The 25,309-nt window shown below is 67.4% G+C and carries 28 protein-coding genes; 14 read left to right on the top strand and 14 right to left on the bottom strand.

Translation table 11 applies throughout. The features are described 5' to 3' along the window. Positions 1-61 precede the first annotated feature (61 nt). Positions 62-1,426, top strand: coding sequence for an aldehyde dehydrogenase family protein (locus tag V3B41_RS02860; RefSeq protein WP_197620287.1), 1,365 nt, complete (start codon positions 62-64; stop codon positions 1,424-1,426). 84 nt (positions 1,427-1,510) lie between these two features. On the opposite strand, the gene V3B41_RS02855 is transcribed toward V3B41_RS02860, so the two are convergent. The 8 genes from V3B41_RS02855 to V3B41_RS02820 all read right to left on the bottom strand — a co-directional run bounded on the left by V3B41_RS02855 (position 1,511) and on the right by V3B41_RS02820 (position 8,141). After that, on the bottom strand, positions 1,511-2,533 hold the full coding sequence (locus tag V3B41_RS02855; RefSeq protein WP_049431296.1) for a magnesium and cobalt transport protein CorA: 1,023 nt from the start codon (positions 2,531-2,533) through the stop codon (positions 1,511-1,513). A gap of 6 nt (positions 2,534-2,539) precedes the next feature. Next, entirely contained in the window at positions 2,540-3,802 is a 1,263-nt protein-coding gene (locus tag V3B41_RS02850) for a DUF4105 domain-containing protein (protein WP_049431299.1), read from the bottom strand. Further along, a complete protein-coding gene (locus tag V3B41_RS02845; RefSeq protein ID WP_005408827.1) occupies positions 3,799-4,680 on the bottom strand; it encodes a transporter associated domain-containing protein in 882 nt (293 codons plus the stop codon). The genes V3B41_RS02850 and V3B41_RS02845 overlap by 4 nt, the downstream gene beginning before the upstream one ends. Before the next feature lie 64 nt (positions 4,681-4,744). Then, positions 4,745-5,332, bottom strand: a complete 588-nt coding sequence (locus tag V3B41_RS02840) for a hypothetical protein (protein WP_329860003.1) — start codon at positions 5,330-5,332, stop codon at positions 4,745-4,747. Further along, positions 5,332-5,940 carry a hypothetical protein gene (locus V3B41_RS02835; RefSeq protein WP_100443628.1) on the bottom strand — a complete coding sequence of 203 codons (609 nt, stop codon included), beginning with the start codon at positions 5,938-5,940 and terminating at the stop codon, positions 5,332-5,334. Before V3B41_RS02835 ends, V3B41_RS02840 begins: the two co-directional genes overlap by 1 nt. 75 nt (positions 5,941-6,015) lie before the next feature. After that, positions 6,016-6,624, bottom strand: a complete 609-nt coding sequence (locus V3B41_RS02830; RefSeq protein ID WP_049431310.1) for a hypothetical protein — start codon at positions 6,622-6,624, stop codon at positions 6,016-6,018. A 48-nt stretch (positions 6,625-6,672) separates the two neighbouring features. Then, complete coding sequence (gene ybeY, locus V3B41_RS02825) at positions 6,673-7,158, bottom strand: rRNA maturation RNase YbeY (RefSeq protein ID WP_005408831.1); 486 nt, start codon at positions 7,156-7,158, stop codon at positions 6,673-6,675. Beyond that, complete coding sequence (locus V3B41_RS02820; RefSeq protein ID WP_033834734.1) at positions 7,155-8,141, bottom strand: PhoH family protein; 987 nt, start codon at positions 8,139-8,141, stop codon at positions 7,155-7,157. The genes ybeY and V3B41_RS02820 overlap by 4 nt, the downstream gene beginning before the upstream one ends. A 441-nt stretch (positions 8,142-8,582) precedes the next feature. Here V3B41_RS02820 and V3B41_RS02815 point away from each other — a divergent pair, with 441 nt between their 5' ends. The 3 genes from V3B41_RS02815 to V3B41_RS02805 are packed head-to-tail and all read left to right on the top strand — an operon-like array spanning position 8,583 to position 11,592. Beyond that, a complete protein-coding gene (locus V3B41_RS02815; RefSeq protein WP_049431315.1) occupies positions 8,583-9,539 on the top strand; it encodes an HlyD family efflux transporter periplasmic adaptor subunit in 957 nt (318 codons plus the stop codon). Between the two features lie 20 nt (positions 9,540-9,559). Further along, positions 9,560-10,483, top strand: a complete 924-nt coding sequence (locus V3B41_RS02810) for an ABC transporter ATP-binding protein (protein WP_049431317.1) — start codon at positions 9,560-9,562, stop codon at positions 10,481-10,483. Continuing rightward, positions 10,480-11,592, top strand: coding sequence for an ABC transporter permease (locus tag V3B41_RS02805; protein ID WP_049431320.1), 1,113 nt, complete (start codon positions 10,480-10,482; stop codon positions 11,590-11,592). The genes V3B41_RS02810 and V3B41_RS02805 overlap by 4 nt, the downstream gene beginning before the upstream one ends. A gap of 87 nt (positions 11,593-11,679) precedes the next feature. Here the strand turns inward: V3B41_RS02805 and miaB are convergent, their stop codons facing one another. Then, positions 11,680-13,098 carry a tRNA (N6-isopentenyl adenosine(37)-C2)-methylthiotransferase MiaB gene (miaB, locus tag V3B41_RS02800; RefSeq protein ID WP_049431322.1) on the bottom strand — a complete coding sequence of 473 codons (1,419 nt, stop codon included), beginning with the start codon at positions 13,096-13,098 and terminating at the stop codon, positions 11,680-11,682. A 294-nt stretch (positions 13,099-13,392) separates the two neighbouring features. Beyond that, the gene (locus tag V3B41_RS02795) at positions 13,393-14,013 is read right to left on the bottom strand and encodes a glutathione S-transferase family protein (protein WP_012510589.1); all 621 of its coding nucleotides are present in this window, start codon (positions 14,011-14,013) and stop codon (positions 13,393-13,395) included. Positions 14,014-14,093: 80 nt separating this feature from the next. Here V3B41_RS02795 and V3B41_RS02790 point away from each other — a divergent pair, with 80 nt between their 5' ends. The 7 genes from V3B41_RS02790 to V3B41_RS02760 all read left to right on the top strand — a co-directional run bounded on the left by V3B41_RS02790 (position 14,094) and on the right by V3B41_RS02760 (position 20,160). After that, complete coding sequence (locus V3B41_RS02790) at positions 14,094-15,062, top strand: WYL domain-containing protein (protein ID WP_100443627.1); 969 nt, start codon at positions 14,094-14,096, stop codon at positions 15,060-15,062. 46 nt (positions 15,063-15,108) lie between these two features. Beyond that, positions 15,109-16,029, top strand: a complete 921-nt coding sequence (locus V3B41_RS02785) for a lytic transglycosylase domain-containing protein (RefSeq protein WP_049432541.1) — start codon at positions 15,109-15,111, stop codon at positions 16,027-16,029. Positions 16,030-16,231: 202 nt separating this feature from the next. Further along, positions 16,232-16,852 carry a ubiquinol-cytochrome c reductase iron-sulfur subunit gene (gene petA, locus V3B41_RS02780; RefSeq protein ID WP_049432544.1) on the top strand — a complete coding sequence of 207 codons (621 nt, stop codon included), beginning with the start codon at positions 16,232-16,234 and terminating at the stop codon, positions 16,850-16,852. Continuing rightward, positions 16,852-18,111, top strand: coding sequence for a cytochrome bc complex cytochrome b subunit (locus tag V3B41_RS02775; RefSeq protein WP_006429450.1), 1,260 nt, complete (start codon positions 16,852-16,854; stop codon positions 18,109-18,111). Before petA ends, V3B41_RS02775 begins: the two co-directional genes overlap by 1 nt. Next, the gene (locus V3B41_RS02770) at positions 18,104-18,853 is read left to right on the top strand and encodes a cytochrome c1 (protein WP_049432549.1); all 750 of its coding nucleotides are present in this window, start codon (positions 18,104-18,106) and stop codon (positions 18,851-18,853) included. Before V3B41_RS02775 ends, V3B41_RS02770 begins: the two co-directional genes overlap by 8 nt. Before the next feature lie 134 nt (positions 18,854-18,987). Beyond that, the gene (locus tag V3B41_RS02765) at positions 18,988-19,623 is read left to right on the top strand and encodes a glutathione S-transferase N-terminal domain-containing protein (RefSeq protein WP_005415948.1); all 636 of its coding nucleotides are present in this window, start codon (positions 18,988-18,990) and stop codon (positions 19,621-19,623) included. 84 nt (positions 19,624-19,707) lie between these two features. Then, the gene (locus V3B41_RS02760; RefSeq protein WP_049432553.1) at positions 19,708-20,160 is read left to right on the top strand and encodes a ClpXP protease specificity-enhancing factor; all 453 of its coding nucleotides are present in this window, start codon (positions 19,708-19,710) and stop codon (positions 20,158-20,160) included. Between the two features lie 85 nt (positions 20,161-20,245). On the opposite strand, the gene V3B41_RS02755 is transcribed toward V3B41_RS02760, so the two are convergent. The 4 genes from V3B41_RS02755 to V3B41_RS02740 form a co-directional block, all read right to left on the bottom strand. Continuing rightward, positions 20,246-20,596 carry a DUF3301 domain-containing protein gene (locus tag V3B41_RS02755; RefSeq protein WP_005415950.1) on the bottom strand — a complete coding sequence of 117 codons (351 nt, stop codon included), beginning with the start codon at positions 20,594-20,596 and terminating at the stop codon, positions 20,246-20,248. 67 nt (positions 20,597-20,663) lie between these two features. Beyond that, positions 20,664-21,665, bottom strand: a complete 1,002-nt coding sequence (locus tag V3B41_RS02750; protein ID WP_049432554.1) for a DUF2272 domain-containing protein — start codon at positions 21,663-21,665, stop codon at positions 20,664-20,666. Between the two features lie 172 nt (positions 21,666-21,837). Continuing rightward, complete coding sequence (gene nadC, locus V3B41_RS02745) at positions 21,838-22,689, bottom strand: carboxylating nicotinate-nucleotide diphosphorylase (RefSeq protein WP_049432557.1); 852 nt, start codon at positions 22,687-22,689, stop codon at positions 21,838-21,840. Further along, positions 22,686-22,955 (bottom strand): Trm112 family protein, encoded by a 270-nt coding sequence (locus V3B41_RS02740; protein ID WP_049432560.1) that lies wholly within the window; start codon positions 22,953-22,955, stop codon positions 22,686-22,688. The genes nadC and V3B41_RS02740 overlap by 4 nt, the downstream gene beginning before the upstream one ends. Positions 22,956-23,013: 58 nt before the next feature. On the opposite strand from V3B41_RS02740, the gene purE reads away from it, so the two are divergent. The 3 genes from purE (at position 23,014) to V3B41_RS02725 (ending at position 25,126) form a co-directional block, all read left to right on the top strand. Next, the gene (gene purE / locus V3B41_RS02735) at positions 23,014-23,517 is read left to right on the top strand and encodes a 5-(carboxyamino)imidazole ribonucleotide mutase (protein ID WP_329859995.1); all 504 of its coding nucleotides are present in this window, start codon (positions 23,014-23,016) and stop codon (positions 23,515-23,517) included. Next, positions 23,514-24,662: a 5-(carboxyamino)imidazole ribonucleotide synthase gene (locus V3B41_RS02730; protein ID WP_049432564.1), complete on the top strand. Its 1,149-nt coding sequence runs from the start codon at positions 23,514-23,516 to the stop codon at positions 24,660-24,662. The genes purE and V3B41_RS02730 overlap by 4 nt, the downstream gene beginning before the upstream one ends. Before the next feature lie 122 nt (positions 24,663-24,784). Beyond that, on the top strand, positions 24,785-25,126 hold the full coding sequence (locus V3B41_RS02725) for a carboxymuconolactone decarboxylase family protein (protein WP_224329168.1): 342 nt from the start codon (positions 24,785-24,787) through the stop codon (positions 25,124-25,126). Positions 25,127-25,309 lie beyond the last annotated feature (183 nt).

Genomic DNA, 25,309 nt, shown 5'->3' with positions numbered 1-25,309 from the left:
CAGCCACATCCGGCTCACGGCCGGCGGCGCACAATGGGGGTCTTCCAGAAGGAGATCCCCCATGACCGTCGAGATCGTCGACCCGGCCACCGGACAGGTGACCTACCGCCATGAACTGATGGGCGCTGCCGACATCGAGCAGCGCCTGCAGGCCGCTGCCGATGCATTTCCGGGCTGGGCCGAGCGCTCGTTGCAGGACCGCGGCGCCATCCTGCGCCGGATCGCGGCGCAGCTGCGCGCGCGTCGCGACGACCTGCAGCAGGCGATGACCCACGAGATGGGCAAGCTCAAGGCCGAGGCGCTGGCCGAGGTCGACAAGTGCGCCGCCGCCTGCGAGTACTACGCCGACCATGCTGCCGACTACCTCAAGCCGCAGCTGATCGACACCGAAGCCCAGCGCAGCTATGTGCGCTACGAGCCGATCGGCTGCGTGTTCGCGGTGATGCCGTGGAATTTTCCGATCTGGCAGGTGTTTCGTTTCCTGGCCCCGGCGTTCATGGCCGGCAACGTGGCCCTGCTCAAGCACGCCAGCAACGTACCGCAGTGCGCCGACCTGATCCTGGCGGTGTGTCGTGATGGTGGCCTGCCGGACGGCGTTTTCGATGTGCTGCACATCGACAACGACCAGGCCGCCGACGTGCTGCGCGACGCACGGGTGAAGGCGGTGACGCTGACCGGCAGCGAACGGGCAGGGCGCTCGATCGCCTCCAACGCCGGCAGCCAGTTGAAGAAGTCGGTGATGGAGCTGGGTGGCAGTGACGCCTTCGTGGTGCTCGACGATGCCGACCTCGACAAAACCGTGGCGGCGGCAGTGAAGTCACGCTTCGATAACAGCGGGCAGACCTGCATTGCGGCCAAGCGCTTCATCGTGGTCGATGCGGTGGCCGATGAATTCACCCGTCGCTTTGTGGAAGCGGCGGGTGAGCGCCAGTACGGCGATCCCGATGAGCGGGGCACCACGCTGGCGCCAATGGCGCGCGCCGACCTACGTGACGAACTGCACAAGCAGGTGCAGGCCAGCGTCGCCAAGGGCGCACGTGTGCTGGTCGGTGGCGAGCCGATTGCCGGTACGCATGCCGGCTATCCGGCCACCGTGCTCGACCAAGTGGGGCCGGGCATGCCGGCCTACGATGAAGAACTGTTCGGTCCGGTTGCCGCGGTGATCCGGGTGAAGGATGAGGCCGAGGCACTGCGCGTGGCCAACGACACCCGTTTCGGCCTGGGCGGCAGCGTGTGGACGCGCGACCCGGTGCGCGGTGAACGTTTCGCTCAGCGCATGGAATGCGGCGCCGCATTCGTCAACGCCATCGTCAAGAGCGACGCGCGGTTGCCGTTCGGCGGCAGCAAGCAGTCCGGTTTCGGTCGCGAACTGGCCGACCACGGCATCCATGAGTTCATGAACATCAAGACGGTCTACGTCGCTTGATGCGGTCGCCTGTGTAGAGCCGAGCCCATGCTCGGCTGCATTGCGCACAGCAGTCGAGCATGGCTCGACTCTAAAGAATGCGGGTCACAACCACTTCGCGCGCTTGAACAACCGGTACAGGCCCACGCACACACCGCCCACGCCAACGATCATCAACGGGTACGACCACGGCTCACTCAGCTCCGGCATGTGGCTGAAGTTCATGCCGTACCAGCTGGTGATCAGTGTCGGCGCGGCCAGCAGCGCGGCCCAGGCACCCAGCCGCTTCACCGTCTCGCCCTGTGCCAGTGTCACCAGCGACAGGTTCACGCTCAGCGCAGTGCCCAGCATCTCGCGCAGGGTGTCGATCACGTCGCTGATGCGCACCGCATGGTCATGCACGTCGCGCACGTACAGCTTCACTTCGTCGGGAATCAGGTCACCCTGGTAGCGCCGGATCTGGGCCAGCACATCCTGCAGCGGTGCCACCGCCATGCGCATCTTGTTCAGTTCGCGCTTGAGCTCATACAGCCGCACCACGGTGCTGCGCTTGTAGGTGTCGGCGAAGATGTCCTTTTCCAGCAGGTCCAGAGTGTCGCGGAAGCGGTGCACGATGGGCAGGTAGTTGTCGACCACGAAGTCGGTCACCGCGTACAGGCAGTACGACGGGCCCATCTTCAGCAGCTGCGGCTCGCGTTCCACCCGCGCGCGTACCGGGGCGTAGGACAGCGAGGCACCGTGGCGCACCGTCACCAGGAAGCGCGGGCCGAGGAAGGCGTGGGTTTCGCCATACTGGATGCGCTCGTCGACCATCTGCGCGGTGGTCACCACCACGAACAGCGAATTGCCGTAGGTCTCGACCTTGGGCCGCTGGTGCGCATTGCGCGCATCCTCGATGGCCAGGTCGTGCAGGCAGAATTCTTCCTGCAGTTTCAGCAGCACGTCTTCGTTGGGGTCGTACAGGCCGACCCAGACGAAGCCGTTGCCGCTGGCAATGACATCGCTGATGGCGTCCAGGCTGATGTCGTGGCGCTTGCCCTCGTCATCGTAGTGGACGCAGTTGATGACGCAGGTAGGGTTGGCCGAAGCCGGGGCGGAAGCGGAGGCGGGCAATGACATGCCCGCCATCGTGCGTCAGGGCCGTGTTTCGGACAAGTGAGGACGACGCGCCAGCACCCACGCCAGGGCGACGTGCACCGGCAGCAGCAGCACGATCCACTGCACGTTGTACTGCGCCTGCAGGCTCAGCCAGTGCAGCACCAGAGCGGCCACGGCCTGCACTGCCAGCAGCCACAGCACCAGCCTGAACATGCGCCCCGGCACGCGCCGGCTCAGCAGGGCGATCGCACCCGGCAGCAGCAGCACGGCCAGCGGCGAAAGCAGCAGCAGGTTGCGGTTGGCCCACGCGGCGTAGTGGATGCTGAAGCCCCACAGGAACACCAGCACGCCACCGAACAGGGCACACAGCAGCCAGAACGGCAGCGCCAGTCCGGCCAGCAGGCGCGGACGGCGACGCAGCGCCAGCACGCCGGCGGCGATCACCAGGCCGCACAGGAGCCACGGCCACCAACGGCGCGCGAACTCCTTCGGCTCCGGGGCGATGCGGTGCGGCAGCAGTTCCTGTTCGGACTGCACCAGCGGCCGGCCATCGCTGTTGCGCGCCTGGCGCAGGGCATCGGCCAGGCGCATCGGCACGAATGCTTCCTGCCAGCGCGACAGTGGCTGGTCGGCGAACGGCCCCAGGCCGACGTCGAAGCCCAGCCACATCCACGGCGCCGGCGAGGCCAGGCGCACCGATTCGCTGCGGTAGGTGTTGCCGCGCGAGCGACCGGCCAGCTGTGACTGCAGGCCGCCACCCAGTGCCTTGTCCACGGTGTCGCGCACCATCGTGGCGCAGTTGGCGGTGTAGTAATCGTAGTGGTAACGCGCGTTTTCCGGCTTGGCCCGTTCGGCCAGGTCGGCGGCCAGTGCGCGCGCCTGGTCCGGGCGCAGGTCCAGCCACTGCACGCTGGCGCCACGGCCGGTCTCGTCGTAGTACGACAGGTCCTGCTGCAGCGGCAGCGCCACCAGGTAATACATCATGTCGCCGCGCGCGAAGCGGCTGATGAAATCGTCCTCGGACGGATCGAAGTACCCGAAGTTGTACGAGGTCGCTTCGCCGCTGAGCGGATCGACCACGACGATGGCGTCGTGGCCGAATCGCTCGAAGAACACTGTGCCCGGTTGCATGGTGACCACGCCGATGCGAGGCGCAGGGGACTCGGCGCCGGTGCCGGGCGCAGCAGGCGTGGCCGCCGCCGGCTGCGCGAAGGCGGCCAGCGGCAGGGCCATGGCCAGCACGCACAGTGCCAGCCACAGCGTCAGGCGCAGTGCCAGGATGGGGCCGCGGCGCTTCAAGCGTCGTCCTGCGCGTCCGGCGGCAGCACGGTCACATGGAAGGCCTGCACCCGGCGCGCATCGGCGCGGGCTACGCGGAACATGAAGCGGTCCAGCGCCAGTTCGTCCCCGACTTCCGGCAGGTGGCCCACGGCCTCGGTGACCAGGCCACCGATGGTGTCGTAGTCCTCGTCGGAGAAGGTGGCACCGAAGCGTTCGTTGAAGTCGCCGATCGGGGTCAGCGCGTCGACCACGTACTGGCCGTCGGACTGGATCGCGATCTGCGCGGAAGGATCCTCGGCCTCGTCATGCTCGTCATCGATCTCGCCGACGATCTGTTCCAGCACGTCCTCGATGGTGACCAGGCCGGCGACACCGCCGTACTCGTCCACAACGATGGCCATGTGGTTGCGCGACAGGCGGAACTCCTTCAGCAGCACGTTGAGCTTCTTTGCCTCCGGGATCAGTACCGCCGGGCGCAGCAGCTCGCGCACGTTGGCCGGGCCGTTGTCGGCCACCACGCCGCGCAGCAGGTCCTTGGCCAGCAGGATGCCAAGGATGTCGTCCTTGTTCTCGCCGTGCACCGGGAAGCGCGAATGGCCGGATTCGACCACCTGCTTCATCAGCTCCAGGAAGGGCGCCTCGACCGGCAGCGAGACCATCTGCGAGCGCGAGATCATCACGTCGCCCACGGTCAGCTCGGCCACCGAAATGGCGCCTTCCATCATCTTCAGGGTATCGGCGGCGATCAGACCCTCTTCCTGCGCGGTGTGCAGGACAGCGACCAGCTCGTCGCGGGTATGGGGTTCGCCGGAGAAGGCGGAGGTCAGGCGTTCAAGCCAGCCGCGCTTCTTTTCACTGTGCTCCGCAGGGGAGCTACTACTGTCGTCTTCTGACATCTCTGGAAAAAAGGCACCCGGCAGGCCGGGCGTTGGCCCAAGTCTAGCAGGATGTGGCGGCCTGTCAGTGACTGCCGGTGGCCGGGGCAGGGGCGGCCGGGGCCGGCTCCTCCTCGGGCAGGTCCAGGCTGTAGGTGCAGCCGGCCAGGGTCTTGCCGGGGTGGGAGGCCACGGTGGAGACGCTGAGGATGATCGACTCGATCTGGGCCTCGCCGGTCTTCGGGTCGGTCACGTCGCGGCTGACCACCTCGCGGCCGGCCATGAACTTGCCGTCCTGGTCGTAGCCGGTTTCCAACGCCAGGCGCTTGGCCAGCGGGCGTGGGTCGGCCTGATCGAGGACCGCCATGACGCTGGCCCCGGCCACCGCCACCCGCTCGGTGCTCACCCCGAACACGCTGATCGGCTGGGCCAGGCGGTACTCGCTCATGAACTGGTTGCCCTGCGGCAGCGGCTGCAGGCCCTGGGCCACGGCCTTCAGCGGGTCGGCCAGCAACGGCGCCAGCGCAGCCTGGTCGGCCACACCCTGGCGGCATTCGATCAGCGCCGGCAGGTCCAGGCTGGAAGCGAAGGCGGATGGGACCGCAAGGGCACACAGCAAAGGCAGGCAGCAGCGCAGTGGCACGGGCGGTTTCCGCAGGCGAAGGGCCGCCATCATAGCTCCGGTGAGTGTCTGAACAGCCCGGTGAGAAGGCGCAGGAATCCGGTCATCGCCCGCCGCGCGACCATCAGTGAGAGGGTCAGCACGACCGCAAGCATGGCGATCTGCATCGATTGCCCCGCGATGCGCGCCACTGCCGGCCACAGGCCCGGGCTGGTCAGCCAGGGCATCAGTTCCGATGCGGCTGTCCTGGCCACTTTCATGTAGATCACGGCCAGCACGAACAGCACCAGCAACGAGGTGCGGCTGGCATGGAAGAACGGGAGTGCGTTGACCGGCCTGCCAAGCCGCTGCTGCAGCAGCGTTCGCCACAGCACCGGCAGGGTCAGGGCACCGACCAGTATCAGCACCATCGACGTTTCCCACAGCCCGGGCACGTGGGCGGGTTCCGCTCTACCCGTGAGGTGGGGGCCGATCATGCCGGTCGCCAGCCCAGCCAGCAGGCACAAAGGCGAGAGCAGGGCGAGGCTGCGCAGCAGCCAGTGCCTGCCGGCGGGTTCATGAGCGCTGAGGCGGCGCACGGTGTGCGCGCCCAGCATCAGCAGGCCGGCGAACAGGCCCGCGCTCATCGCAAACGTCGTGAAGCTGTTCCCTGGGTTCATCCTTTTTCCTTCCCCGTCCTGGCCGGTGTTGAACAGTAGCCCAGCGCATGGGCTGGCACTCCAGCCGTGGCACAGTCAGGGCGGATTCCAGCGCGTGGCCGCTGGGTACCAGCGCAGCCTGACCGGGTAGCCCAGTCGCGCCTGCAGGTGGTCACGTACGGCCGCCGCCGTCGCGCGGTTGGCTGGGGTATCCCGCAGCTCCACCTCCAGCTCCCCGGTCTTGACATCCAGGCCATAGCCGAACAGGTCAGGCAGCTGGGCCCGCAGCCAGTCCTGCTGTGCGTGCAGCCGGCGCGTCATCTCCGCTTCCGTCATCGCGGCGCCGGTGATGTAGCGCACACGTTGCGGGCCATCTGCCCCTGGATGTGTCTCATCGGCCTCGGGTGCGGCGCCTGTCAGTCGCACGACAATGTTCCAGCCCCTCGCATTGTCCACCCAGATGCCGGCCAGACGTGCCGCGTGCCGCGCTTCCAGGCGCTCGATCAGTGCCCGTTGCTGGGCAGTGGCGACGATGTTGCGGGTGTCGCGCTCGCTGCTGCCGAAGAACGCCCGTAGTTCGGCGATCTTTGCGGCGATGTCGGCCTCGCTGTCGCTGGTGGGGAACGGTGAGGGACGGTCAGGATCGCGCATCAGGCCTGCGCCGGACTGCAGTAGCGCGGCAAGCACAAGTGCGGGTAGGGTCATGCTGCGTTCCTCTTCCTTGAGTGCGTGGGCTCGGAACAGGGCCCGGTGTCAGCGCTCGCCCGCGTAGGGGTCGTCGATGCCCAGCTCGGCCAGGATCTCCCGTTCCAGCTGCTCCATCGCCTCGGCTTCCTTGTCGTCCTCGTGGTCCCAGCCAAGCAGGTGCAGCACGCCGTGCACGGTCAGGTGCGCGTAGTGGGCGTTGAGCGCCTTGCCCTGCTCGTCGGCCTCGCGTGCCACGACCGGTGCACAGATCACCAGGTCACCGAGCAGCGGGAACTTGACGCCCTTGGGCAGGCCTTCGGGTACTTCGGCCGGGAAGCTGAGCACGTTGGTGGCGTAGTCCTTGCCGCGGTAGTGGCGGTTCAATGACTGTCCTTCCTTGGCATCGACCACGCGGATGGCCAGATCGGCCTCGCGGATGCGGCCCTTCAACGCGGCGGCCACCCACTTGCGGAAGCTCACTGCCGCCGGCAGGCCGGCACGCGGCAGGGCATAACTGACGGCGACGTCCAGTCGCACGGGACCACGGGTCATGGAGTTGCTCCAGGTTGGATCTGATGCAGGTCGCGGCGGTCGTAGGCGCTGACGATGCGCGCCACCAGCGGGTGGCGGACCACGTCGCGGGATTCGAAGAAGGTGAAGCTGACACCCTCCACGTCGCGCAGCACATCGATGGCATCGCGCAGGCCCGACTTCACGTGCTTGGGCAGGTCGGTCTGGGTCAGGTCACCGGTGACCACCGCAGTGGAGCCGTAGCCCAGGCGGGTCAGGAACATCTTCATCTGCTCGATGGTGGTGTTCTGTGCTTCGTCCAGGATCACGAACGCATCGTTGAGCGTGCGGCCGCGCATATAGGCCAGCGGTGCGATCTCGATGACGTTCCTTTCCAGCAGCTTGACCACCTTCTCCACGCCCATCATCTCGTAAAGGGCGTCGTACAGCGGTCGCAGGTAGGGATCGACCTTCTGGCTCAGGTCGCCGGGCAGGAAGCCCAGCTTCTCGCCGGCTTCCACTGCGGGGCGGACCAGGATCAGCCGCTGCACCCGCGATTCGTTCAGTGCTTCGACCGCGCTGGCCACGGCCAGGAAGGTCTTGCCGGTACCGGCCGGCCCGATGCCGAAGTTGATGTCGTGGGTAGCGATCTGGTGCAGGTAGCGGGCCTGGTTGGCACCGCGACCGCGCACCGTACCACGCTTGACCTTGATCGCTACCTCCTGCGCTTCGTAGGAGCGTTCGGCGATCTGCTCGACGTTGGCCTGCGCCAGGCGCAGGTGGATGGCGTGGTTGTCGAAGGTGGTTTCGCCGGCTTCGGCGTACAGCGCTTCAACCAGCTTCTGTGCCTCGACGATGGCCTCGTTCGGTCCGCTGATGCGGAACACGAAGCCACGGTTGGCGATTTCCACGCCGAGTTTCAGTTCGATCTGCCGCAGATGACCGTCGAACGGGCCACACAGGTTGGCCAGCCGTTCGTTGTCTTCCGGCGACAGGGTGAAGTCTCGATGCTCGATGCTTTTCATTGCTTCCGGTGGGGCGGACGCCTTCCACCGCAGTGTATTCAGGGGGGACAAGGGTAGCGTGCGCACGGGGCGCGCGGCCAGCAGCGGGCCGATACGCGGTTTTCCACACCCGGTGTGGACGGGGTGCGCGAAAACCTGTGGATAGGCCTTCGCAGTGCTTGTGCCACAAGGTCCATGAGGTGGTGGTGAAAAAACCGTCACGGCCGCTCGGCCTGTGTGACGGCAGCGCATGTTCCGCTGCCAGGCACCCAACACGGCCACCTCCCGCCGGTTTTCCACACCGGCTGTGGAATGATGCTGAACCAAGTTGTGGATAGGTGGCGCGGAGCCTTGCGGTAAAAGGCTCGGCAGTCGGCGGTGAAAAAAACACCATGGCTGATTGCAATCATTGTGGGTGCACGGGGCGCGTGGCACCGTGGCGCCGTCGCAGGAGGGGGTGGCATGGATACCGGTAGCTGGACACGTGGGATCGGACTGGCAGGCCTCGCCCTGCTGGCAGGCTGTGGCCAGACGCCTCCGGTTGCATTGGGGACGCTGGAGTGGGACCGGATCACGGTGCCGGCACCGGCGGCCGAGGTGATTGCTACGGTGGATGTGCGCGAGGGACAGCAGGTCAAGGCCGGCACGCTGCTGATGCAGCTCGACCCAGCTCGTGGCGATGCGCAGTTTGCCGCAGCGCAGGCCGACACCGTGCGCGCGCAGGCACAGCTGGATGAATTGAAGATCGGCCCGAGGCAGGAGCAGATCGCCCAGGCCCAGGCGCAGCTGGCCGCCTTGCGTGCGCAGTCTGCCGAAGCCAGTGCGTACTACCGCCGGGTGCAACCGCTGGCACGCCAGAGCCTGATCGCCGCCGCCGAGCTGGACCGCGCACGCGCGGCCGCAGGCAATGCCGAGGCCAGCGTGCGTGCCGCCGAGCAGGCCTGGCTGGAGCTGGTGCATGGCAGCCGAGCGCAGGACATCGCGCAGGGACAGGCCGCAGCGGACGCTGCGCAGGCGCAGCAGGTGGTGCAGGGCGTCAACCTGCAGAAGCTGCAGCTGCGCGCACCGCGCGATGGCATGGTCGATGCCTTGCCCTACCGGCAGGGTGACCAGGCGCCGATCGGCGCACCGCTGGCGGTGATGCTGGTCGGCGAGCGTCCCTATGCGCGCGTCTATCTGCCGCAGCCCTTGCGCTTGCAGGTCAAGGTCGGGCAGGCCGCGCAGGTGCATCTGGAAGGGCAAGGCGCTGCGCTGAAGGGGCATGTGCGCTCGATCCGCAGCGAGCCGTCGTTCACCCCTTACTACGCATTGACCGGCGACGACGTTGCGCGGCTGAGCTATCTGGCCGAGATCGAAGTGGATACGACCGCCGACATGCAGAAACTCCCGGCGGGGATGCCGGTGCAGGTGAGCTTCTGAACACTGGCGACGACATTGCCGTGCATGCGCAGGGCCTGACTCGGCGCTTCGGCGATCTGCTGGCCGTGGACAATGTCGACCTGACCGTGCCTCGTGGCCAGGTCTACGGCTTCCTCGGCCCGAACGGCTCGGGCAAGTCGACCACCATCCGCATGCTGTGCGGCCTGCTGGAGCCGAGCGCGGGGCAGATCGAGGTGCTGGGCCTCGCTGTGCCAGAACAGGCTGAAGCGCTGCGCCGCCGCATCGGCTACATGACCCAGCGCTTTTCGCTGTACGAAGACCTGTCTGTGCGCGAGAACCTGGAGTTCCTCGCCGCCATCCAGGACCTGCCGCGCGGCCAGGCACGGCAGCGGGTCGATGAGCTGCTGCAGCAGTACCGGTTGCAGGACCGGCAGGCGCAGCTGGCCGGCACGCTCAGCGGTGGCCAGAAGCAACGCCTGGCGTTGGCCGGTGCCGTCGTGCACGCCCCGGAGCTGCTGTTCCTGGACGAACCGACCAGTGCGGTCGACCCGGAATCGCGCCGCGATTTCTGGGAGGCCCTGTTCGAACTGGCCGATGCGGGCACCACCGTGCTGGTCTCGACCCACTACATGGACGAGGCCGAGCGCTGCCACCGCCTGGCGATCCTTGATCGCGGCGCGCTGGTGGCCGACGGCACGCCGGCCGAACTGTGTGCACGGCTGCAAGGGCGCACGCTGCAGGTGACATCCTCGCAGCCGCGCCAGGCCAGCCGCGCGCTGGCCGAACTGCCTGGCGTGCTGAGCGTGGCGCAGATCGGCACGCAGCTGCGCGTACTGTGCAGTGAAGACGCGGCCGACATGGCGACGTTGCAGCGCGCCTTGGCCGGTGCCGATCCACAGGCGCATATCGAGGCGGTGGCGCCGAACCTGGAAGACGTGTTCGTCGCCGCCACCCGCGGCCGTGGCCGGGAGCCGGCGGCATGAACCTGCGCCGGCTGTGGGCGATCATGCTCAAGGAGCTGCGCCAGCTGCGCCGTGACCGCATCACGCTGGCGATGATCGTCGGCATTCCGGTGATGCAGCTGCTGCTGTTCGGCTATGCGATCAATCTCAACCTGCGCCACCTTGATGCGGGTGTGGCAGACCAGGCCAACAGCGCGGCCTCGCGCGCGCTGGTGCAGGACATGGTCGCCACCGGTGTGATCACCCCGCGCAGCGAGGCCTACACGCCGGACCAGCTGATGCAGGCGCTGCGCCGCGGCGAGATCAGTGTCGGCATCGTGGTGCCGGCAGATTTCGAGCGTCGCCGTTTCGACGGTCGCGAAGCGGTACAGGTGCTGGTCGATGGCAGCGACACCGTGGTGCAGAGTGCGGCGATCCAGCTGGCGCAGGTGCCGCTGGATACGCGCCCGACCAGCAACACGCGGCCGCTGCGCGAAGGCAGCATCGCCAGCGGCCAGGTCAGCGTGACCAGTTTCTACAACCCGCAGCGGCGCTCGGCGGTGAACATCGTGCCGGGGTTGATCGGGGTGATCCTGACCATGACCCTGGTGATGTTCACGGCGGTGGCGGTGGTGCGCGAACGCGAGCGCGGCAACATGGAGCTGCTGATCGCCACGCCGGTATCGCGCAGCGAACTGATGGTGGGCAAGGTGCTGCCCTATGCGGCCATTGGCCTGCTGCAGACCACGCTGGTGCTGGTGCTGGGCACCTGGCTGTTCCAGGTGCCGATCCGCGGCAGCCTGCTGGACATCTACCTGGCCGCGGTGCTGCTGGTGCTGGCCAACCTCGCGCTGGGCCTGCTGATCTCCACGCGCGCGCGCTCGCAGTTCCAGGCGATGCAGATGACGTTGTTCCTGTTCCTGCCGTCGATCCTGCTGTCCGGCTTCATGTTCCCGTTCGCCGGCATGCCACGGCCGGTCCAGTGGCTGGCCGAAGTGCTGCCGCTGACCCACTTCCTGCGGCTGGTGCGCGGCATCATGCTGCGCGGCGCCTCGCTGTGGGAGCTGTGGCACGACGCACTGGCACTGCTGGCCTTCATCGTGGTGATGATGACGCTGGCGATCCTGCGTTTCCGCAAGCGCCTGGATTGAGGCCAGGGGTCGGATCCCTGCAGGGGATCCGACCCCATTGATCGGGCCGGCGCGTCGGAGCCCCATTCGAGGATCCGACCCCTGGATTTACTCCGCCACCACCCGCGCGCGCAGCGAATTGGTCAGTGCTTCGGTGATCACCACATCCACGAACTGGCCGATCAGCCGCGGCGGCGCCGGGAAGTTGACCGAGCGCATGTTCTCGGTCTTGCCGGTCAGCTCGTTCGGGTTCTTGCGCGAGGGGCCTTCCACCAGCACGGTCTGCACGGTGCCGACCATCTTCTCGGAGATGCTCGCGGCGTGTGCATTGATGCGTTCCTGCAGCCGCGACAGGCGCGCGTGCTTTTCGGCATCGCTGATCGTGTCCTCCAGGTCGGCCGCCGGGGTGCCCGGGCGGCGCGAATAGATGAAGGAGAAGCTGTGGTCGAAGCCGATGTCCTCGATCAGCTTCATGGTCTTCTCGAAATCGGCATCGGTCTCGCCGGGGAAGCCGACGATGAAGTCCGAGCTGATCGAGATGTCCGGACGCACCGCGCGCAGCTTGCGGATCTTCGACTTGAATTCCAGCGCGGTGTAGCCACGCTTCATCGCCGACAGCACGCGGTCGCTGCCGGCCTGTACCGGCAGGTGCAGGAAGTTGGCCAGCTGCGGCACGTCGCGGAACGCATCGATCAGCGAATCGCTGAACTCCAGCGGGTGCGAGGTGGTGAAGCGGATGCGGCCGACGCCGTCGATCTCGGCGATGGTACGGATCAGCAGGCCGAGGTCGGCGAACTCGCCATCACCATAGGGGCCGCGATAGGCATTGACGTTCTGGCCGAGCAGGTTGATCTCGCGCACGCCCTGCGCGGCCAGCTGGGCCACTTCCACCACCACGTCCTCGAACGGGCGGCTGACTTCGGTGCCGCGGGTGTAGGGCACCACGCAGAACGAGCAGTACTTCGAGCAGCCTTCCATGATCGACACGAACGCCGAAGCACCTTCAGCGCGCGGCTCCGGCAGTCGGTCGAACTTCTCGATCTCGGGGAAGCTGATGTCCACCTGCGGGCGCTTCTGCTCGCGACGGGCGCGGATCAGTTCCGGCAGGCGATGCAGGGTCTGCGGGCCGAACACCAGGTCGACGAACGGCGCGCGCTTGATGATCGCTTCGCCTTCCTGCGAGGCGACGCAGCCGCCCACGCCGATGATGACCTCGCGGCCCTTGTTCTTCAGGCCCTTCCACACGCCCAGCTGGCTGAACACCTTCTCCTGCGCTTTTTCGCGGATGGAGCAGGTGTTGACCAGGATGACGTCGGCGTCGTCCGGGCTGTCGGTCAGTTCCAGGCCATCGCTGGCGGCAAGCACGTCGGCCATCTTGGCCGAGTCGTACTCGTTCATCTGGCAACCGTGGGTCTTGATGTACAGCTTGCCTTTCACCTGGTCGGGCTTGCGCGGACCGGCGGGCAGGGCAACGAGCGGGGTACCGCCCGGCGTGGCGGGCGGAAAGACGTCTGGCGTCCCGGTCATGGCGCTTAATCCATTCGGGTGGCGGGAAAGCGGGCAATTCTACCCGCATCCCGGGGCGTGCGCCGCGTTCAAGCAGCCGAGCCCATGCCCGGCGTGGCCATCACTGTAGAGCCGAGCCCACGCTCGGCTGGCGGTTTCAACGCGGGGGGGGCGCGCCGGCGGGGGGGGGGGGGGGGAAGGGGCGGCGCCCAGGCCCGGGGGGCCCATCACTGTAGAGCCGCGCCCACGCTCGGCTGCCTTTGGCAAGGCGGAGGAGCAGCCGAGCGTGGGCTCGGCTCTACAAGGGGGCGCTGCTTACGCCGCCGCCAGCTCCGCATCGATCTGCCGCGACCGGTCGAAGGCGGTCATCGCGCTCATCCGGGCGATGTAGTCGGCCGTTGCCGGCGCCGGCTGCACCAGGCCGAAGGCGGTGGTCCAGGCCAGCGCATTGCCCCACAGCACGTCGGCGGCGCTCATGGTCTCGCCGAGCAGGTACGGGCCTTGCGCCAGCTGGGCCTCGATCACCTGCAGCACCGTCTCGGCGTCGTTGTAGGGCGACATCAGGCGCGGAGGCGGCTCGCGATGCATCGCCTTGTCGATCATCGCCGGCTCGAAACAGGCGCCATAGAACGCCATCCAGCGCAGGTAGGGGCCGCGCAGGGCATCACCGATCGGCGGCGCCAGCCCCGCTTCCGGGTACAGGTCGGCCAGATACAGGTAGATCGCCACCTGTTCGGTCACCAGCGCACCGTTGTGGACGATGGCCGGCACCTTGCCCATCGGGTTGATCGCCAGGTAGGCCGGGGCCAGGTTGGCGCCGGCCTTCAGGTCCAGCACCTGCATGCGGTAGTCGGCACCGAGTGCTTCGAGCAGGGCCACCGCGCCGCTCGAGCGCGAACGGGCGGCGTGGTACAGGGTGATCTGGCGTGAGGTCATGGCAGTGCTCCTTGCAGTGGGTGGTGAACTGGCGCTCATCCTGGGGCACTATTGCGGACGACTTCTGTCCTCGATCCTTCATGCGCCATACCGCCCATCGCCTGCTGCGCCTGATCGCCCTGTTGCAGGCCCGCCGCCAGTGGTCGGGGGCCGAACTGGCCGAACGCATGGGCGTGGACCGGCGCAGCATCCGCCGCGACATTGAGCGCCTGCGCGAACTCGGCTACCCGGTGCAGGCCTCGGCCGGGGTCGGCGGCGGCTATCAGCTCGGGGCCGGTGCGCCGGTGCTGCCGATGCTGCTGGACGAGGAGGAAGCCACCACGCTGGCCATTGCCCTGCGTGCGGCCTCGGCCACTGTCGCCGGCATCGATGACACCGCGCGCGGCCTGCTGTCCAAGCTCGACCCGCTGGTGCCGACCCGCCGTCGACAGCAGGCAGGCGAAGTGCATGCGGCCACCGCCACCCTGTCCGATCTGCCCGCCACAGATGCACGCCTGCTCGGCCGGCTGGCCCAGCACTGCCGGCAGGCCTCGCGGCTGGCCTTCGAGTACCGCAGCGCGCAGGACGCGGTTACCCAGCGCGAGGTCGAGGCGCAGCACCTGGTCAACTATGGACGGCGCTGGTACCTGCTGGCCTGGGACCTGGGGCGCCAGGACTGGCGCACCCTGCGCGTGGACCGGATGGGCGCGGTGCGCGAGTGCACCGAGCCAGGCCTGCATCGGCGCACGCCGGCGCCTCCAGACGTGATGGTGCGGCAGGCGGTCAGCCAGGCGCCGTTCGCGCTGCAGGCCATCCTCCGCCTGGCCGGCAGCCATTCCGAGCTGGAAGGCCGCATCCCGCCGTGGTGTGGCGTACTGGAAGCGGATGGCTCCGACCACTGCCTGCTGCGGATGGGGGCCGAGAGCCGCGGCATGATGCTGGCGCAGATCCTCAGCCTGGACCGCATACCGGTGGCGCTTTGGACCACCCCGCCAGGTCTGCGCGACGAACTGGCACAGCGCCTGGCGGGCCTCGGCCAGCTGCTGGCTGTGCCGCCGGTCACAGGCTGAGCCACATCGCTTGGCAAGCCCCGGCGAAGCTGGGACACTCGCCGCCATGAAGGGGATACTGGGGACAACGGCGATTATCATCGCTGCGCTGACCGCTGCGCCGGCCAGCGCTGGAACCCTGTACAAGTGCCAGGGCGCTGACGGCGTCACCAGTTATGTGAGCAAGCGGGTGGCCGGCGCGCGCTGCAGCACCATCAGCTATAGCCGCGATACCCGCCCGGCGCCGCGCGCGGTGGTGGCTGCACCGAAGCCTGCGCCGACCACCGTGGCCAGCATCGAACGCAATCCGGTTGCCGTGGCGGCCAGCGCCGCTGCGCCCCCCCAGGTCGCACCGACGCCGGCTGCGCCAGCCCCCGTCGCCGCACCGACGCCCTCGCGTGCCGGGCGCATGGTCAGTGGCCAGGTCTATTCCTTCATGAAGGACGGCGTGCGGCACTACACCAGTGCGCGCCCGAGGCAAGTGGCCAATCTTGGCCCGGTGCGGACCATCCGCTACAGCTTCATCGAGCGCTGCTACGCCTGCGGGGTCAACCCGCGCGTGGACTTCGGCACGGTGCGGCTGAACACCTCGGCCTTCCAGGCCGAGATCACGTCGGCTGCGCGCGAGTTCGGCGTGGAAGAGGCGGTGGTGCGCGCCATCATCCATGCCGAGTCGGCCTACAATCCGACCGCGCTCAGCCGTGCCGGTGCACAGGGCCTGATGCAGCTGATGCCGCCGACCGCCGCGCGCTTCGGGGTCAGTGATTCCTACGACGCCGGGCAGAACATCCGCGGCGGCGTGCAGTATCTTGCGTGGTTGCTGAAGCGCTTCAATGGCGACCTGACCCTGGCCGCGGCCGGCTACAACGCAGGCGAGGGCGCGGTCGACCGCCACGGCGGCGTGCCGCCCTACAGCGAGACGCAGTACTACGTGCGCCGGGTCGGGCAGCTGGCCGAACGTTACCGCACCGCATTGAGCAAGCAATAGCGCCAGGCCATGCCTGGCGAGCGAAGCGGCAAGCAGCCGGTAGTGCCGGCCGCTGGCCGGCAACCCCGTAATTCAATGTTGTTGCAGTGCGTTGTGTGGCGCGCGACGGTTCCGCTACACTCGCCCAAGATTCAATGCGGCTCTGGCCCCCACCGGATCCGCTGGCAGCCTTAAAGCTACCTAATCAATATCGGAGTGCCGGATGGCCAACGATGGGGTACACGATCCAGTCAACACCGGACGTCGGCGTTTTCTTTCTGCCACCACAGCCGTGGTGGGCGCCGTCGGCGTCGGATTCACCGCAGTTCCTTTCATAAAATCCTGGAACCCCAGTGCCCGCGCCAAGCTTGCCGGCGCACCGGTGGTGGCCGACATCAGCGCCCTGCAGGAAGGCCAACGCCTGATAGTGGAATGGCGTGGCCAGCCGATCTGGATCGTCAAACGGTCCAAGGCGATCCTCGAAGCGTTGCACGGGCTGGATGGCCGTCTCAAGGACCCCGAGTCCGGCGAGAAGGACCAACAGCCGGACTACGTGCTCAAGCAGAATCCCGAGCTGCGCTCGATCAAGCCGGACATCTCCGTGCTGGTCGGCCTGTGCACGCACCTGGGCTGCTCGCCGGAAATGGTCGCCGAGATCCGGCCTGAACCCTACGACCCGCAGTGGAAGGGCGGCTACTTCTGCCCCTGCCACAAGTCGCGCTTCGACATGTCCGGGCGCGTCTTCAAGGACGTGCCGGCGCCGATCAACCTGAAGGTGCCCGCGCACCACTACCAGGACGACAACACCATCATCATCGGTGTCGATCCGCAGGGGGCAGCCTGATGGCCAATATCCTCAGCCGTACCGCCAGCGGCGTGGCCGACTGGGTCAACGCCCGCGCGCCCGGCCTGATGCCGGTCTACCGCAAGCACGTCAGCGAGTACTATGCGCCGAAGAACTTCAACATCTGGTACTACTTCGGTTCGCTGGCGCTGCTGGTGCTGGTCAACCAGATCGTCACCGGCATCTTCCTGACGATGCACTACAAGACCAACGCCGCCGAGGCGTTCGGTTCCATCGAATACATCATGCGGGACGTGGAGTGGGGCTGGCTGATCCGCTACATGCACTCCACCGGGGCCTCGCTGTTCTTCATCGTGGTCTACCTGCACATGTTCCGCGGCCTGCTGTACGGCAGTTACCAGAAGCCGCGCGAACTGGTGTGGATCCTGGGCATGCTGATCTACCTGGTGCTGATGGCCGAAGCCTTCATGGGCTACGTGCTGCCGTGGGGCCAGATGTCGTTCTGGGGCGCCAAGGTGATCATCTCGCTGTTCGGCGCGATACCGGTGATCGGCAACGGACTGACCGAATGGATCATGGGCGATTACCTGCCCAGTGACGCCACGCTCAACCGCTTCTTCGCGCTGCATGTCATCGCATTGCCGCTGGTGCTGTTGCTGCTGGTGGTACTGCACCTGGGCGCGCTGCACGAAGTGGGTTCGAACAATCCCGATGGCGTGGAGATCAAGAAGGGGCCGAAGGGCAACCGCTGGTCGCCGAACGCGCCGGCCGACGGCATTCCGTTCCACCCGTACTACACGCTCAAGGATGGCGTCGGCGCCGGCTTCCTGCTGATCATCGCCGCCTTCATCATCTTCTTCGCGCCCGGTTTCGGTGGCCTGTTCCTGGAGCACGACAACTTCACCGAGGCCAACCGCTTGGTGACCCCGGAACACATCAAGCCAGTCTGGTACTACACGCCGTACTACGCGATGTTGCGGGTGGTGCCGAACAAGCTGGGCGGCGTGCTGGTGATGTTCTCGGCCATCGCGATCCTGTTCCTGGTGCCGTGGCTGGACAAGGCGCGGGTGAAGTCGGTGCGCTACCGCGGCTGGATCTCGAAGGTGATGCTGGGCGTGCTGGCGGTGTGCTTCGTGTGGCTGGGCGTGATCGGCTCCGGTCCGGGCACCGACGTGCACGAGACCTACATCGGGCGGGTGCTGACCTTCCTGTACTTCGCGTTCTTCATCACCATGCCGCTATGGACACGGTTGGACAAGACCAAGCCGGTACCGGAGAGGGTGACCACCCATGACTGATCGCTGGATGGTCCGGCTGGCCCTGATGGCCGCCCTGATGCTGGGCAGTTTCCTGGCCTCCGCCGCCGAAGGTGGCACCAAGCTGCTGCAGGCCGGCAACGACCTGGGTGACCGGGCCTCGCTGCAGCGCGGCGCGCAGCTCTACATGAACTATTGCTCCGGCTGCCACGCGCTGAAGTACCTGCGCTATTCGCGGATGGCGCAGGACCTGGGCCTGACCGAAGAGGAGGTGATGAACAACCTCAACTTCACCGGCTCGGCGATCGGTGACCCGATCCCGGTGGCGATGCCCAAGGAGAACGCCGAGAAGTGGTTCGGCAAGATGCCCCCGGACCTCAGCCTGATTTCGCGCGTACGCGGCAGCGACTGGGTCTACACCTACCTCAAGTCGTTCTACCTGGACAGCAGCCGGCCGCTGGGCTGGAACAACGCGCTGTTCGCCAACGCGTCCATGCCCAACCCGCTGTGGGAGATGCAGGGCCTGCAGCATGCGGTGCACGGCAAGGCGGAAGCGCCCGGCATGGACCCGCCGGTGACCGGCCTGAAAATCGAAACGCCCGGGTCGGTCGATGCCGGGCAGTACGATCAGGCCGTGCGGGACATCACCAACTTCCTCGAATACGCCGGTGAACCGGCCGCGCTCAAGCGCCAGCAGCTGGGCGTGTGGGTGATCCTGTTCCTGGCCCTGCTGACCTTCCTGCTGTACCTGCTGAAGAAGGAATACTGGAAGGACGTTCACTGATTCTGCCGCCGGCCATCGCACGGGCCTATTGGCTTTTGTGATGGTCGGTTGCACACTCGGGGAGGAGTCGATCGCTGGCACGGTGCCGGCGGCGCCGATGCGGCAGGCGGTCTCCTGTCGTGGGAGAGCCTTTGATGGCGGCGAGCGTACGCATGCGCAATACACTGACGCTGTTTTCCTCGAACGACGATGTACTGTGCCACCGTGTACGCCTGGTGCTGGCGGCCAAGGGGGTCACGTTCGACTTCGTTCCGGTCGATCCGCAGAACCCGCCTGAAGACCTGATCGACCTCAATCCGTACCATTCGGTGCCGACCCTGGTCGAGCGCGAGCTGGTGCTGTACGCCGCATCGGTGGTCAGCGAGTACCTGGATGAGCGTTATCCGCATCCGCCACTGATGCCGGTCGATCCGCTCTCGCGCGCGCGCATCCGCCTGGCGATGCTGCGCATCGAGCACGACTGGGTGCCGCAGGTGCAGGCCATCCAGCTGGGCAACAAGACCCAGGCCGAGGCCGGGCGCAAGCGCCTGAAGGAACTGCTGACCGCCTCGCTGCCGCTGTTCAAGGCCAGCAAATTCTTCCTCAACCCGGAAATGAGCCTGGCCGACTGCGCGATGGCGCCGATCATCTGGCGCCTGCAGTCGCTGGATGTACCGCTGCCGAAGGACGGCAAGGCGATCGAGGATTATGGCAACCGCATCTTCCGCCACCCCGGCTTCGTCCGCAGCCTGACCGAGCAGGAAAAGAAACTGCGCGATCTGCCGGTCTGATCCTGGCATGCGTTACCCGTCTGCACGCCGACCGGCGTGCAGGCGATCCGCCCCGGCGGGGCGCCGGGCGCGTACACTTCACGCATGACCGAAGACTTCTTCCACATGACCAGCCACCGCCCGTACCTGCTGCGGGCGCTGGTGGAATGGATCAACGACAACCAGCTGACCCCGCACATCCTGGTCGACGCCGGCGTTCCCGGCGTGCAGGTCCCGCCTTCGGCGGTCAAGGATGGCCGGGTCGTGCTCAACATCGCCGAACGTGCCGTCGTACGGCTGATGATCGACAACGAGATGGTGAGCTTCTCGGCGCGCTTCTCCGGCACCAGCTATCCGGTGCAGGTACCGATCAGCGCCGTGCTGGCCGTCTACGCGCGCGAGACCGGGCAGGGAATGGCGCTGCCGGACGATATTCCGGGCAACGATACCGCTCCGACCAGCGATGAACTGCTGCACGATGAAGGTACGCCGCCGGACGATACGCCGCCGGCCAGTCCGCCGCCCAAGGGACGCCCGAACCTGCGCGTCGTCAAATGATGTTTCCGACGCCGCCCCGATGGGCGGCGTTTTTCTTTGCTGGATTCACCGGTGCGTGCCGACCGTTGGTCGGCACCCCAAGCCCCTACACATCCTCGGCATCCTCCACATCCGGCCGGATCTGGCTGATCCGCGCCGCCCCCGGGCCGGTGAACGAGATCAGCTGGTCGCCACGCAGCACCATGCGACCGACATGGCGGTCGATGCCATCGTAGGAATACTCGAACTTGAAGGTGCGCTCGAAGCCGAGCCGGCCATCTTCGCCGCGCGACAGGCGCAGGCCGGTGGCGTGCACCGCCTGGTCCAGCCATTGCACATCGGCGGCGCGGCAGGCGTTGCGACCCAGCTCGACGGCGCGCTCGGCGGCCGAACGCGCAGCGTTCCAGAAGAAGTAGATGATTCCGCCGGCAATCAGCAACAGCAGCAGGGTGGGCATGGCGTCAGCCGTCAGAGGTCGATCCCGCAAAGATGGCGGCGAACGCGCGCTGGATCAAGCGCCGGCATCAGCGTGTCGGTCGGGGTTCGTCCGTCACCGGCTGTGCGGGCGCGCTGGTCGGTTGCGACACCGGCGTGGGTTGTATCGGCGCGGCAGTGGGCGAGGGCATCACCAGCGGTGAGGTTGCAGTCAGCTGCAGCAGGGCGGCCCAGTCCTGGCGGTTGAAACTGCATTCTTCCTCACGCCCCGGGGTGCAGCTGGGGTCAATGCCCGTGCTGTTGCGTTCGCGCGCCGGTGGCAGTTTGATCAACCCGGTACGATCAAGCTGCAGCAACCGCATCGCCACCGTGTTCATCACGTTGCCACCCACCAGGTACAGCGTCTGGTCGCCGCCGAGGTTGGCCGCCACCACCACTTCGCAATGCGATTTCCAGTGGCCCACCGAGCCATTGCCCAGCGCCTGTACCAGCCCGCTGTAGCTGAGCGTGGTACTGCGGTCACGCAGGAAGCACAGCAGGTCGCCGGGCGCGGGCTTGGCGGTGGCGGGGTCGACCAGCCGGTAAGGTACGCCCGATGGGCCGCCCTGGTAGGCCGCGCGGATGTAGTCGATATGGCGTGGCGAGGTGTTGAAGCCCGGAACACCGGCGCGCACCATCACCCAGGAAATGAAGGCAGCCGACCAAGGGTTGTCGATCAGGAACGCCCGGCAGTCACTGTCGGTGTAGCGCGTGCCCAACGGGGCCAGGCAGCTGCTGGCCCCCGCGATGCTGCCCATCGCATTGAGCGTGCCGCTGTTGCGCCAGTAGCCGGCCACGCGCTGCCAGGCGATCAGTCCATTGTCGGCCAGGTGATCGCTTTCGGCCTCGGTGACGCTGAGGCTGGCGGCGCGGCCATCACGATCGATGAAGGGCCGGAACCACAACCGGTGCTCGTTGCAGGCGGTGTTGCGGATGGCCACGGCCAAGGGGCTGAGGCCGAAGCGCGGTGGCACATCGCAGGCTTCGGCGGCCGCCGCGGACAGCGGCGCCGCGGCCAGCAGCAGGCAGGCAGGCAAGAGCATCCGGCGCATGCGCGGCTCCTGTGGGGGATGGCCGCAGCGTCGCAGAGGCTGGCGTAGCCGAGCCGTGAAGGTGCCCCGGATCCTGTAGAGCCGAGCCTGTGCTCGGCTCATCGCGTGCGGGGCTCGCTGCAGATCGAGAGGCAGCCGAGCGTGGGCTCGGCTCTACAAGGTCACGTAGGCCTCAACCCGGCGGCGGGCCCAGCTTCAGCGACAGATCGATGGCCTGCACGTGCTTGGTCAGGCCACCGATGGAGATGCAGTCCACGCCGTCTTCGGCGATCGAGCGCAGGCCCCCCAGTCCCACGCTGCCGGAGACCTCCAGCGGGATGCGGCCCGCCGTGATGCGCACCGCCTCGCGGCGCAGGTCGGGGCTGAAGTCATCCAGCAGGATGCGTTCGCAACCGGTTTCCAGTGCCTGGCGCAGCTGCGCCAGATCCTCGACCTCGACCACCAGCGGCAGCCCAGGCCATTGCCGGCGTGCGGCGGCCACGGCCGCGGCCAGCGAACCGGCGGCACGGATGTGGTTTTCCTTCAGCATCACCGTGTCGTACAGACCGAAGCGGTGGTTCTCGCCGCCGCCACAGCGCACGGCGTACTTCTGTGCCAGGCGCAGGCCGGGCAGGGTCTTGCGGGTGTCGAGGATGCGCGTACCGGTACCGGCCACGGCGGCCACGTAGCGGGCCGTGGTGGTGGCGGTGCCAGACAGCGTCTGCAGGAAGTTCAGTGAGGTGCGCTCGGCACTGACCAGGCTGCGGCTGCGGCCGTGCAGCAGGGCCAGCACGGTGCCGGCGGTGACCGCGTCACCTTCGGAGACGCGCCATTCGATGCGCACGTCCGGGTCGAGCGCGCGGTGAGTGGCGTCGAACCAGGGGCGGCCGGCGATCACTCCGTCCTGCTTGCACAGCAGGTAAGCGCTGTCGGCCTGGTCGGGCAGCAGCGCAGCGGTGACGTCGCCGCTGCCCAGGTCCTCGGCCAGCGCACGCGCGACATCGGCGGCGACAACGGCCGCATCCGGCGTCGGCAGCGCGCTCATGCGGCCGGGAAGTCGGTGATCTGGGCGGTGGGAATGGCTTCCTCGGCCAGCAGCACCGGAATGCCGTCGTCGACGCGGAACACCTGCTTGCGGTCACGGGTGACCAGCGCTTCGCGCAGCGGCTGCGCCAGCGGGTTGCCATCGGCCTTGTTCACCGCACCGGCGGAAATGGCCTTGTTGAGGGCTTCCAGGCCCTTGCCATCCAGCAGGGACAGGGGCTGGCGGGTGTCCGGCGACACCAGCAGGTCGAGCAGCTTGCGATCCATGGTTCTTCGTCTTGCGTGGAAGATGGCTAGAATACGTCTTTAAGGCAGGTGACGGCCAATGACCCCCAACCCGATCGCGCCGCTTGTCGGCATCGTCATGGGTTCCCGTTCCGACTGGGAAACCATGCAGCACGCCGCCCAGAAGCTTGAAGCCCTGGGTGTTCCGTTCGAAGTGAAGGTGGTGTCCGCGCATCGGACGCCGGATGTGTTGTTCAGTTACGCCGAGCAGGCGGGCCCGCGTGGCCTGCGCGCGATCATCGCCGGTGCCGGCGGGGCCGCCCACCTGCCGGGCATGATCGCCGCCAAGACCGCGGTGCCGGTGCTGGGCGTGCCGGCGCAGTCCAAGGCCCTCAACGGCATGGACTCGCTGCTGTCGATCGTGCAGATGCCGGCCGGCATCCCGGTCGCCACCTTCGCCATCGGCAATGCCGGCGCGTCCAACGCCGCGCTGTTCGCCGCCGCGATGCTGGCCATCGACCAGCCGGCGATCGGCCAGGCGCTTGACGCCTTCCGTGCACGCCAGACCGAAGACGTGATGGCCCACGACGATCCGCGCCAATGAGCCTGACCGTCGGCATCCTGGGCGGCGGCCAGCTCGCCCGCATGATGGTCCTGGCCGGTGCGCCGCTGGGGCTGCGCTTCCAGTTGTACGACCCGGCGGCCGACGCCTGCAGCGGCCCGCTGGCGCCGCTCACCGTGGGTGCCTTCGACGACCGCCAGGCGCTGGCGGAGTTCGCTGCCAAGGTCGACGTGGTCACCTTCGATTTCGAGAACGTGCCCGCTGACAGCGCGCAGTTCCTGGCCGACCGCGTGCCGGTCTATCCGCCGCCGGCCGCGCTGGCGGTGGCCCAGGACCGGTTGAGCGAGAAGACCCTGTTCCAGCAGTTGGGCATCCCGCTGCCGGCCTTTGCCGATATCCGCAGCCGTGACGAGCTGGCTGCGAAGGCGGCCGAGTTCGGCCTGCCGTGCATCCTCAAGACCCGCCGCCTGGGTTACGACGGCAAGGGCCAGTTCCGCCTGCGCAGCGAGGCCGACATCGACGCCGCGTGGGATGCACTGGGTGCGCAGGTCGAGCGTACCGGCCTGATCCTGGAAGGCTTCGTGGCGTTCCAGCGCGAGGTCAGCGTGGTCGCCGTGCGTGGCCGCGATGGCAGCTTCGAGGCCTGGCCGGTCACCGGCAACTGGCATGTCGACGGCGTGCTGTCGGCCAGCGTGGCCCCGGCCGTGCTGTCCGATGCCGAGCGGCAGGCCGCGATCGGCTATGCCCGCCGCGTTGCCGAGCACCTGCAGTACGTCGGCGTGTTCGCCCTGGAGCTGTTCTGCCGCGATGGCGAACTGCTGGCCAACGAGATGGCGCCGCGCGTGCACAACTCCGGCCACTGGACCATCGAAGGCAGCGAGACCTCGCAGTTCGAGAACCACCTGCGTGCCGTGCTGGGCCTGCCGCTGGGCAGCACCCGCATGCTCGGCCATGCCTGCATGCTGAACTGGCTGGGCGCGATGCCCGACCCGGCGCCGGTGCTGGGCCAGGCCAGCGGCCATTGGCACGACTACGGCAAGGAGTCGCGCGAAGGTCGCAAGGTCGGTCACGCCACGTTGCGCGATGATGATGCCGCCGCGCTGGCCGATGCACTGGACCAGGTCGGCCTGGAGCTGGGCCGTCAGGCCCAGGTGGCACCGGCGGTGCACGCGCTGCGCAACCGCTGAACAAGGGGGCCGGCCAGCGGCCGGCACGACCCTGTGTGGCTGCAACGGTGTGGCGCGCCAGTGCAGGCATCGGCGCAACATTCCCGGTGGTAGCGTGGGGCTCCTTTCACAGGAGTCACCCCATGCTCGACTGGAATGCCTATCGCAAGGAACTGAAGGGCCGCATCGGCGAGATCGGCAAGCTCTCGCCGGATACGGTGAAGGGCTACGCCATGCTGGCCAATGCCGGTGCCCAGACCAACCACCTCGATGCGAAGACCCGCGAGCTGATCGCGCTGGCGGTGGCGGTCACCACCCGCTGCGACGGTTGCATCACCGTGCACGTGGATGCCGCGCTGAAGCACGGCGCCAGCCGCGAGGAAATCGCCGAGGCGCTCGGTGTGGCGGTGTCGCTCAATGCCGGTGCTGCGCTGGTGTATTCGGCGCGGGTGATGGACGCGGTGGCCGCGCACGAGAGCGCTTGAAGCTTCATCTGTAGAGCCGAGCCCATGCTCGGCTGCTGTCCGGCCAGCCGAGCATGGGCTTGTATGTTCCTCCCGGCTCCTACGAGGTATGTAGGAGCCAGGGTGGAGGGACCGTCAACATGATATCTGCGGGTACCAGCCGACAGACGAGCCGAGCGATCCCCATCCCGCACCTTAACGTCG

Origin of the sequence: Stenotrophomonas sp. SMYL89, from assembly GCF_036319985.1 — a bacterium.
In the GTDB taxonomy this organism is placed as follows: domain Bacteria; phylum Pseudomonadota; class Gammaproteobacteria; order Xanthomonadales; family Xanthomonadaceae; genus Stenotrophomonas; species Stenotrophomonas maltophilia_Q.
Note: the sequence above shows the minus strand (reverse complement) of the source record. Positions and strands in the feature narration are given on the sequence as shown.

Excerpts from the sequence above, each read along its gene's own strand:
- V3B41_RS02750 (WP_049432554.1), bottom strand. The coding sequence starts at position 21,665 with ATGCGCCGGATGCTCTTGCCTGCCTGCCTGCTGCTGGCCGCGGCGCCG.
- purE (WP_329859995.1), top strand. The coding sequence starts at position 23,014 with ATGACCCCCAACCCGATCGCGCCGCTTGTCGGCATCGTCATGGGTTCC.
- V3B41_RS02785 (WP_049432541.1), top strand. The coding sequence starts at position 15,109 with ATGAAGGGGATACTGGGGACAACGGCGATTATCATCGCTGCGCTGACC.
- V3B41_RS02740 (WP_049432560.1), bottom strand. The coding sequence starts at position 22,955 with ATGGATCGCAAGCTGCTCGACCTGCTGGTGTCGCCGGACACCCGCCAG.
- V3B41_RS02805 (WP_049431320.1), top strand. The coding sequence starts at position 10,480 with ATGAACCTGCGCCGGCTGTGGGCGATCATGCTCAAGGAGCTGCGCCAG.
- V3B41_RS02815 (WP_049431315.1), top strand. The coding sequence starts at position 8,583 with ATGGATACCGGTAGCTGGACACGTGGGATCGGACTGGCAGGCCTCGCC.
- V3B41_RS02855 (WP_049431296.1), bottom strand. The coding sequence starts at position 2,533 with ATGGCGGGCATGTCATTGCCCGCCTCCGCTTCCGCCCCGGCTTCGGCC.
- V3B41_RS02795 (WP_012510589.1), bottom strand. The coding sequence starts at position 14,013 with ATGACCTCACGCCAGATCACCCTGTACCACGCCGCCCGTTCGCGCTCG.
- V3B41_RS02840 (WP_329860003.1), bottom strand. The coding sequence starts at position 5,332 with ATGGCGGCCCTTCGCCTGCGGAAACCGCCCGTGCCACTGCGCTGCTGC.
- V3B41_RS02845 (WP_005408827.1), bottom strand. The coding sequence starts at position 4,680 with ATGTCAGAAGACGACAGTAGTAGCTCCCCTGCGGAGCACAGTGAAAAG.
- V3B41_RS02830 (WP_049431310.1), bottom strand. The coding sequence starts at position 6,624 with ATGACCCTACCCGCACTTGTGCTTGCCGCGCTACTGCAGTCCGGCGCA.
- V3B41_RS02760 (WP_049432553.1), top strand. The coding sequence starts at position 19,708 with ATGACCGAAGACTTCTTCCACATGACCAGCCACCGCCCGTACCTGCTG.
- petA (WP_049432544.1), top strand. The coding sequence starts at position 16,232 with ATGGCCAACGATGGGGTACACGATCCAGTCAACACCGGACGTCGGCGT.
- V3B41_RS02860 (WP_197620287.1), top strand. The coding sequence starts at position 62 with ATGACCGTCGAGATCGTCGACCCGGCCACCGGACAGGTGACCTACCGC.
- V3B41_RS02755 (WP_005415950.1), bottom strand. The coding sequence starts at position 20,596 with ATGCCCACCCTGCTGCTGTTGCTGATTGCCGGCGGAATCATCTACTTC.
- V3B41_RS02775 (WP_006429450.1), top strand. The coding sequence starts at position 16,852 with ATGGCCAATATCCTCAGCCGTACCGCCAGCGGCGTGGCCGACTGGGTC.
- V3B41_RS02835 (WP_100443628.1), bottom strand. The coding sequence starts at position 5,940 with ATGAACCCAGGGAACAGCTTCACGACGTTTGCGATGAGCGCGGGCCTG.
- V3B41_RS02765 (WP_005415948.1), top strand. The coding sequence starts at position 18,988 with ATGGCGGCGAGCGTACGCATGCGCAATACACTGACGCTGTTTTCCTCG.
- V3B41_RS02770 (WP_049432549.1), top strand. The coding sequence starts at position 18,104 with ATGACTGATCGCTGGATGGTCCGGCTGGCCCTGATGGCCGCCCTGATG.
- ybeY (WP_005408831.1), bottom strand. The coding sequence starts at position 7,158 with ATGACCCGTGGTCCCGTGCGACTGGACGTCGCCGTCAGTTATGCCCTG.
- V3B41_RS02820 (WP_033834734.1), bottom strand. The coding sequence starts at position 8,141 with ATGAAAAGCATCGAGCATCGAGACTTCACCCTGTCGCCGGAAGACAAC.
- nadC (WP_049432557.1), bottom strand. The coding sequence starts at position 22,689 with ATGAGCGCGCTGCCGACGCCGGATGCGGCCGTTGTCGCCGCCGATGTC.
- miaB (WP_049431322.1), bottom strand. The coding sequence starts at position 13,098 with ATGACCGGGACGCCAGACGTCTTTCCGCCCGCCACGCCGGGCGGTACC.
- V3B41_RS02790 (WP_100443627.1), top strand. The coding sequence starts at position 14,094 with ATGCGCCATACCGCCCATCGCCTGCTGCGCCTGATCGCCCTGTTGCAG.
- V3B41_RS02725 (WP_224329168.1), top strand. The coding sequence starts at position 24,785 with ATGCTCGACTGGAATGCCTATCGCAAGGAACTGAAGGGCCGCATCGGC.
- V3B41_RS02730 (WP_049432564.1), top strand. The coding sequence starts at position 23,514 with ATGAGCCTGACCGTCGGCATCCTGGGCGGCGGCCAGCTCGCCCGCATG.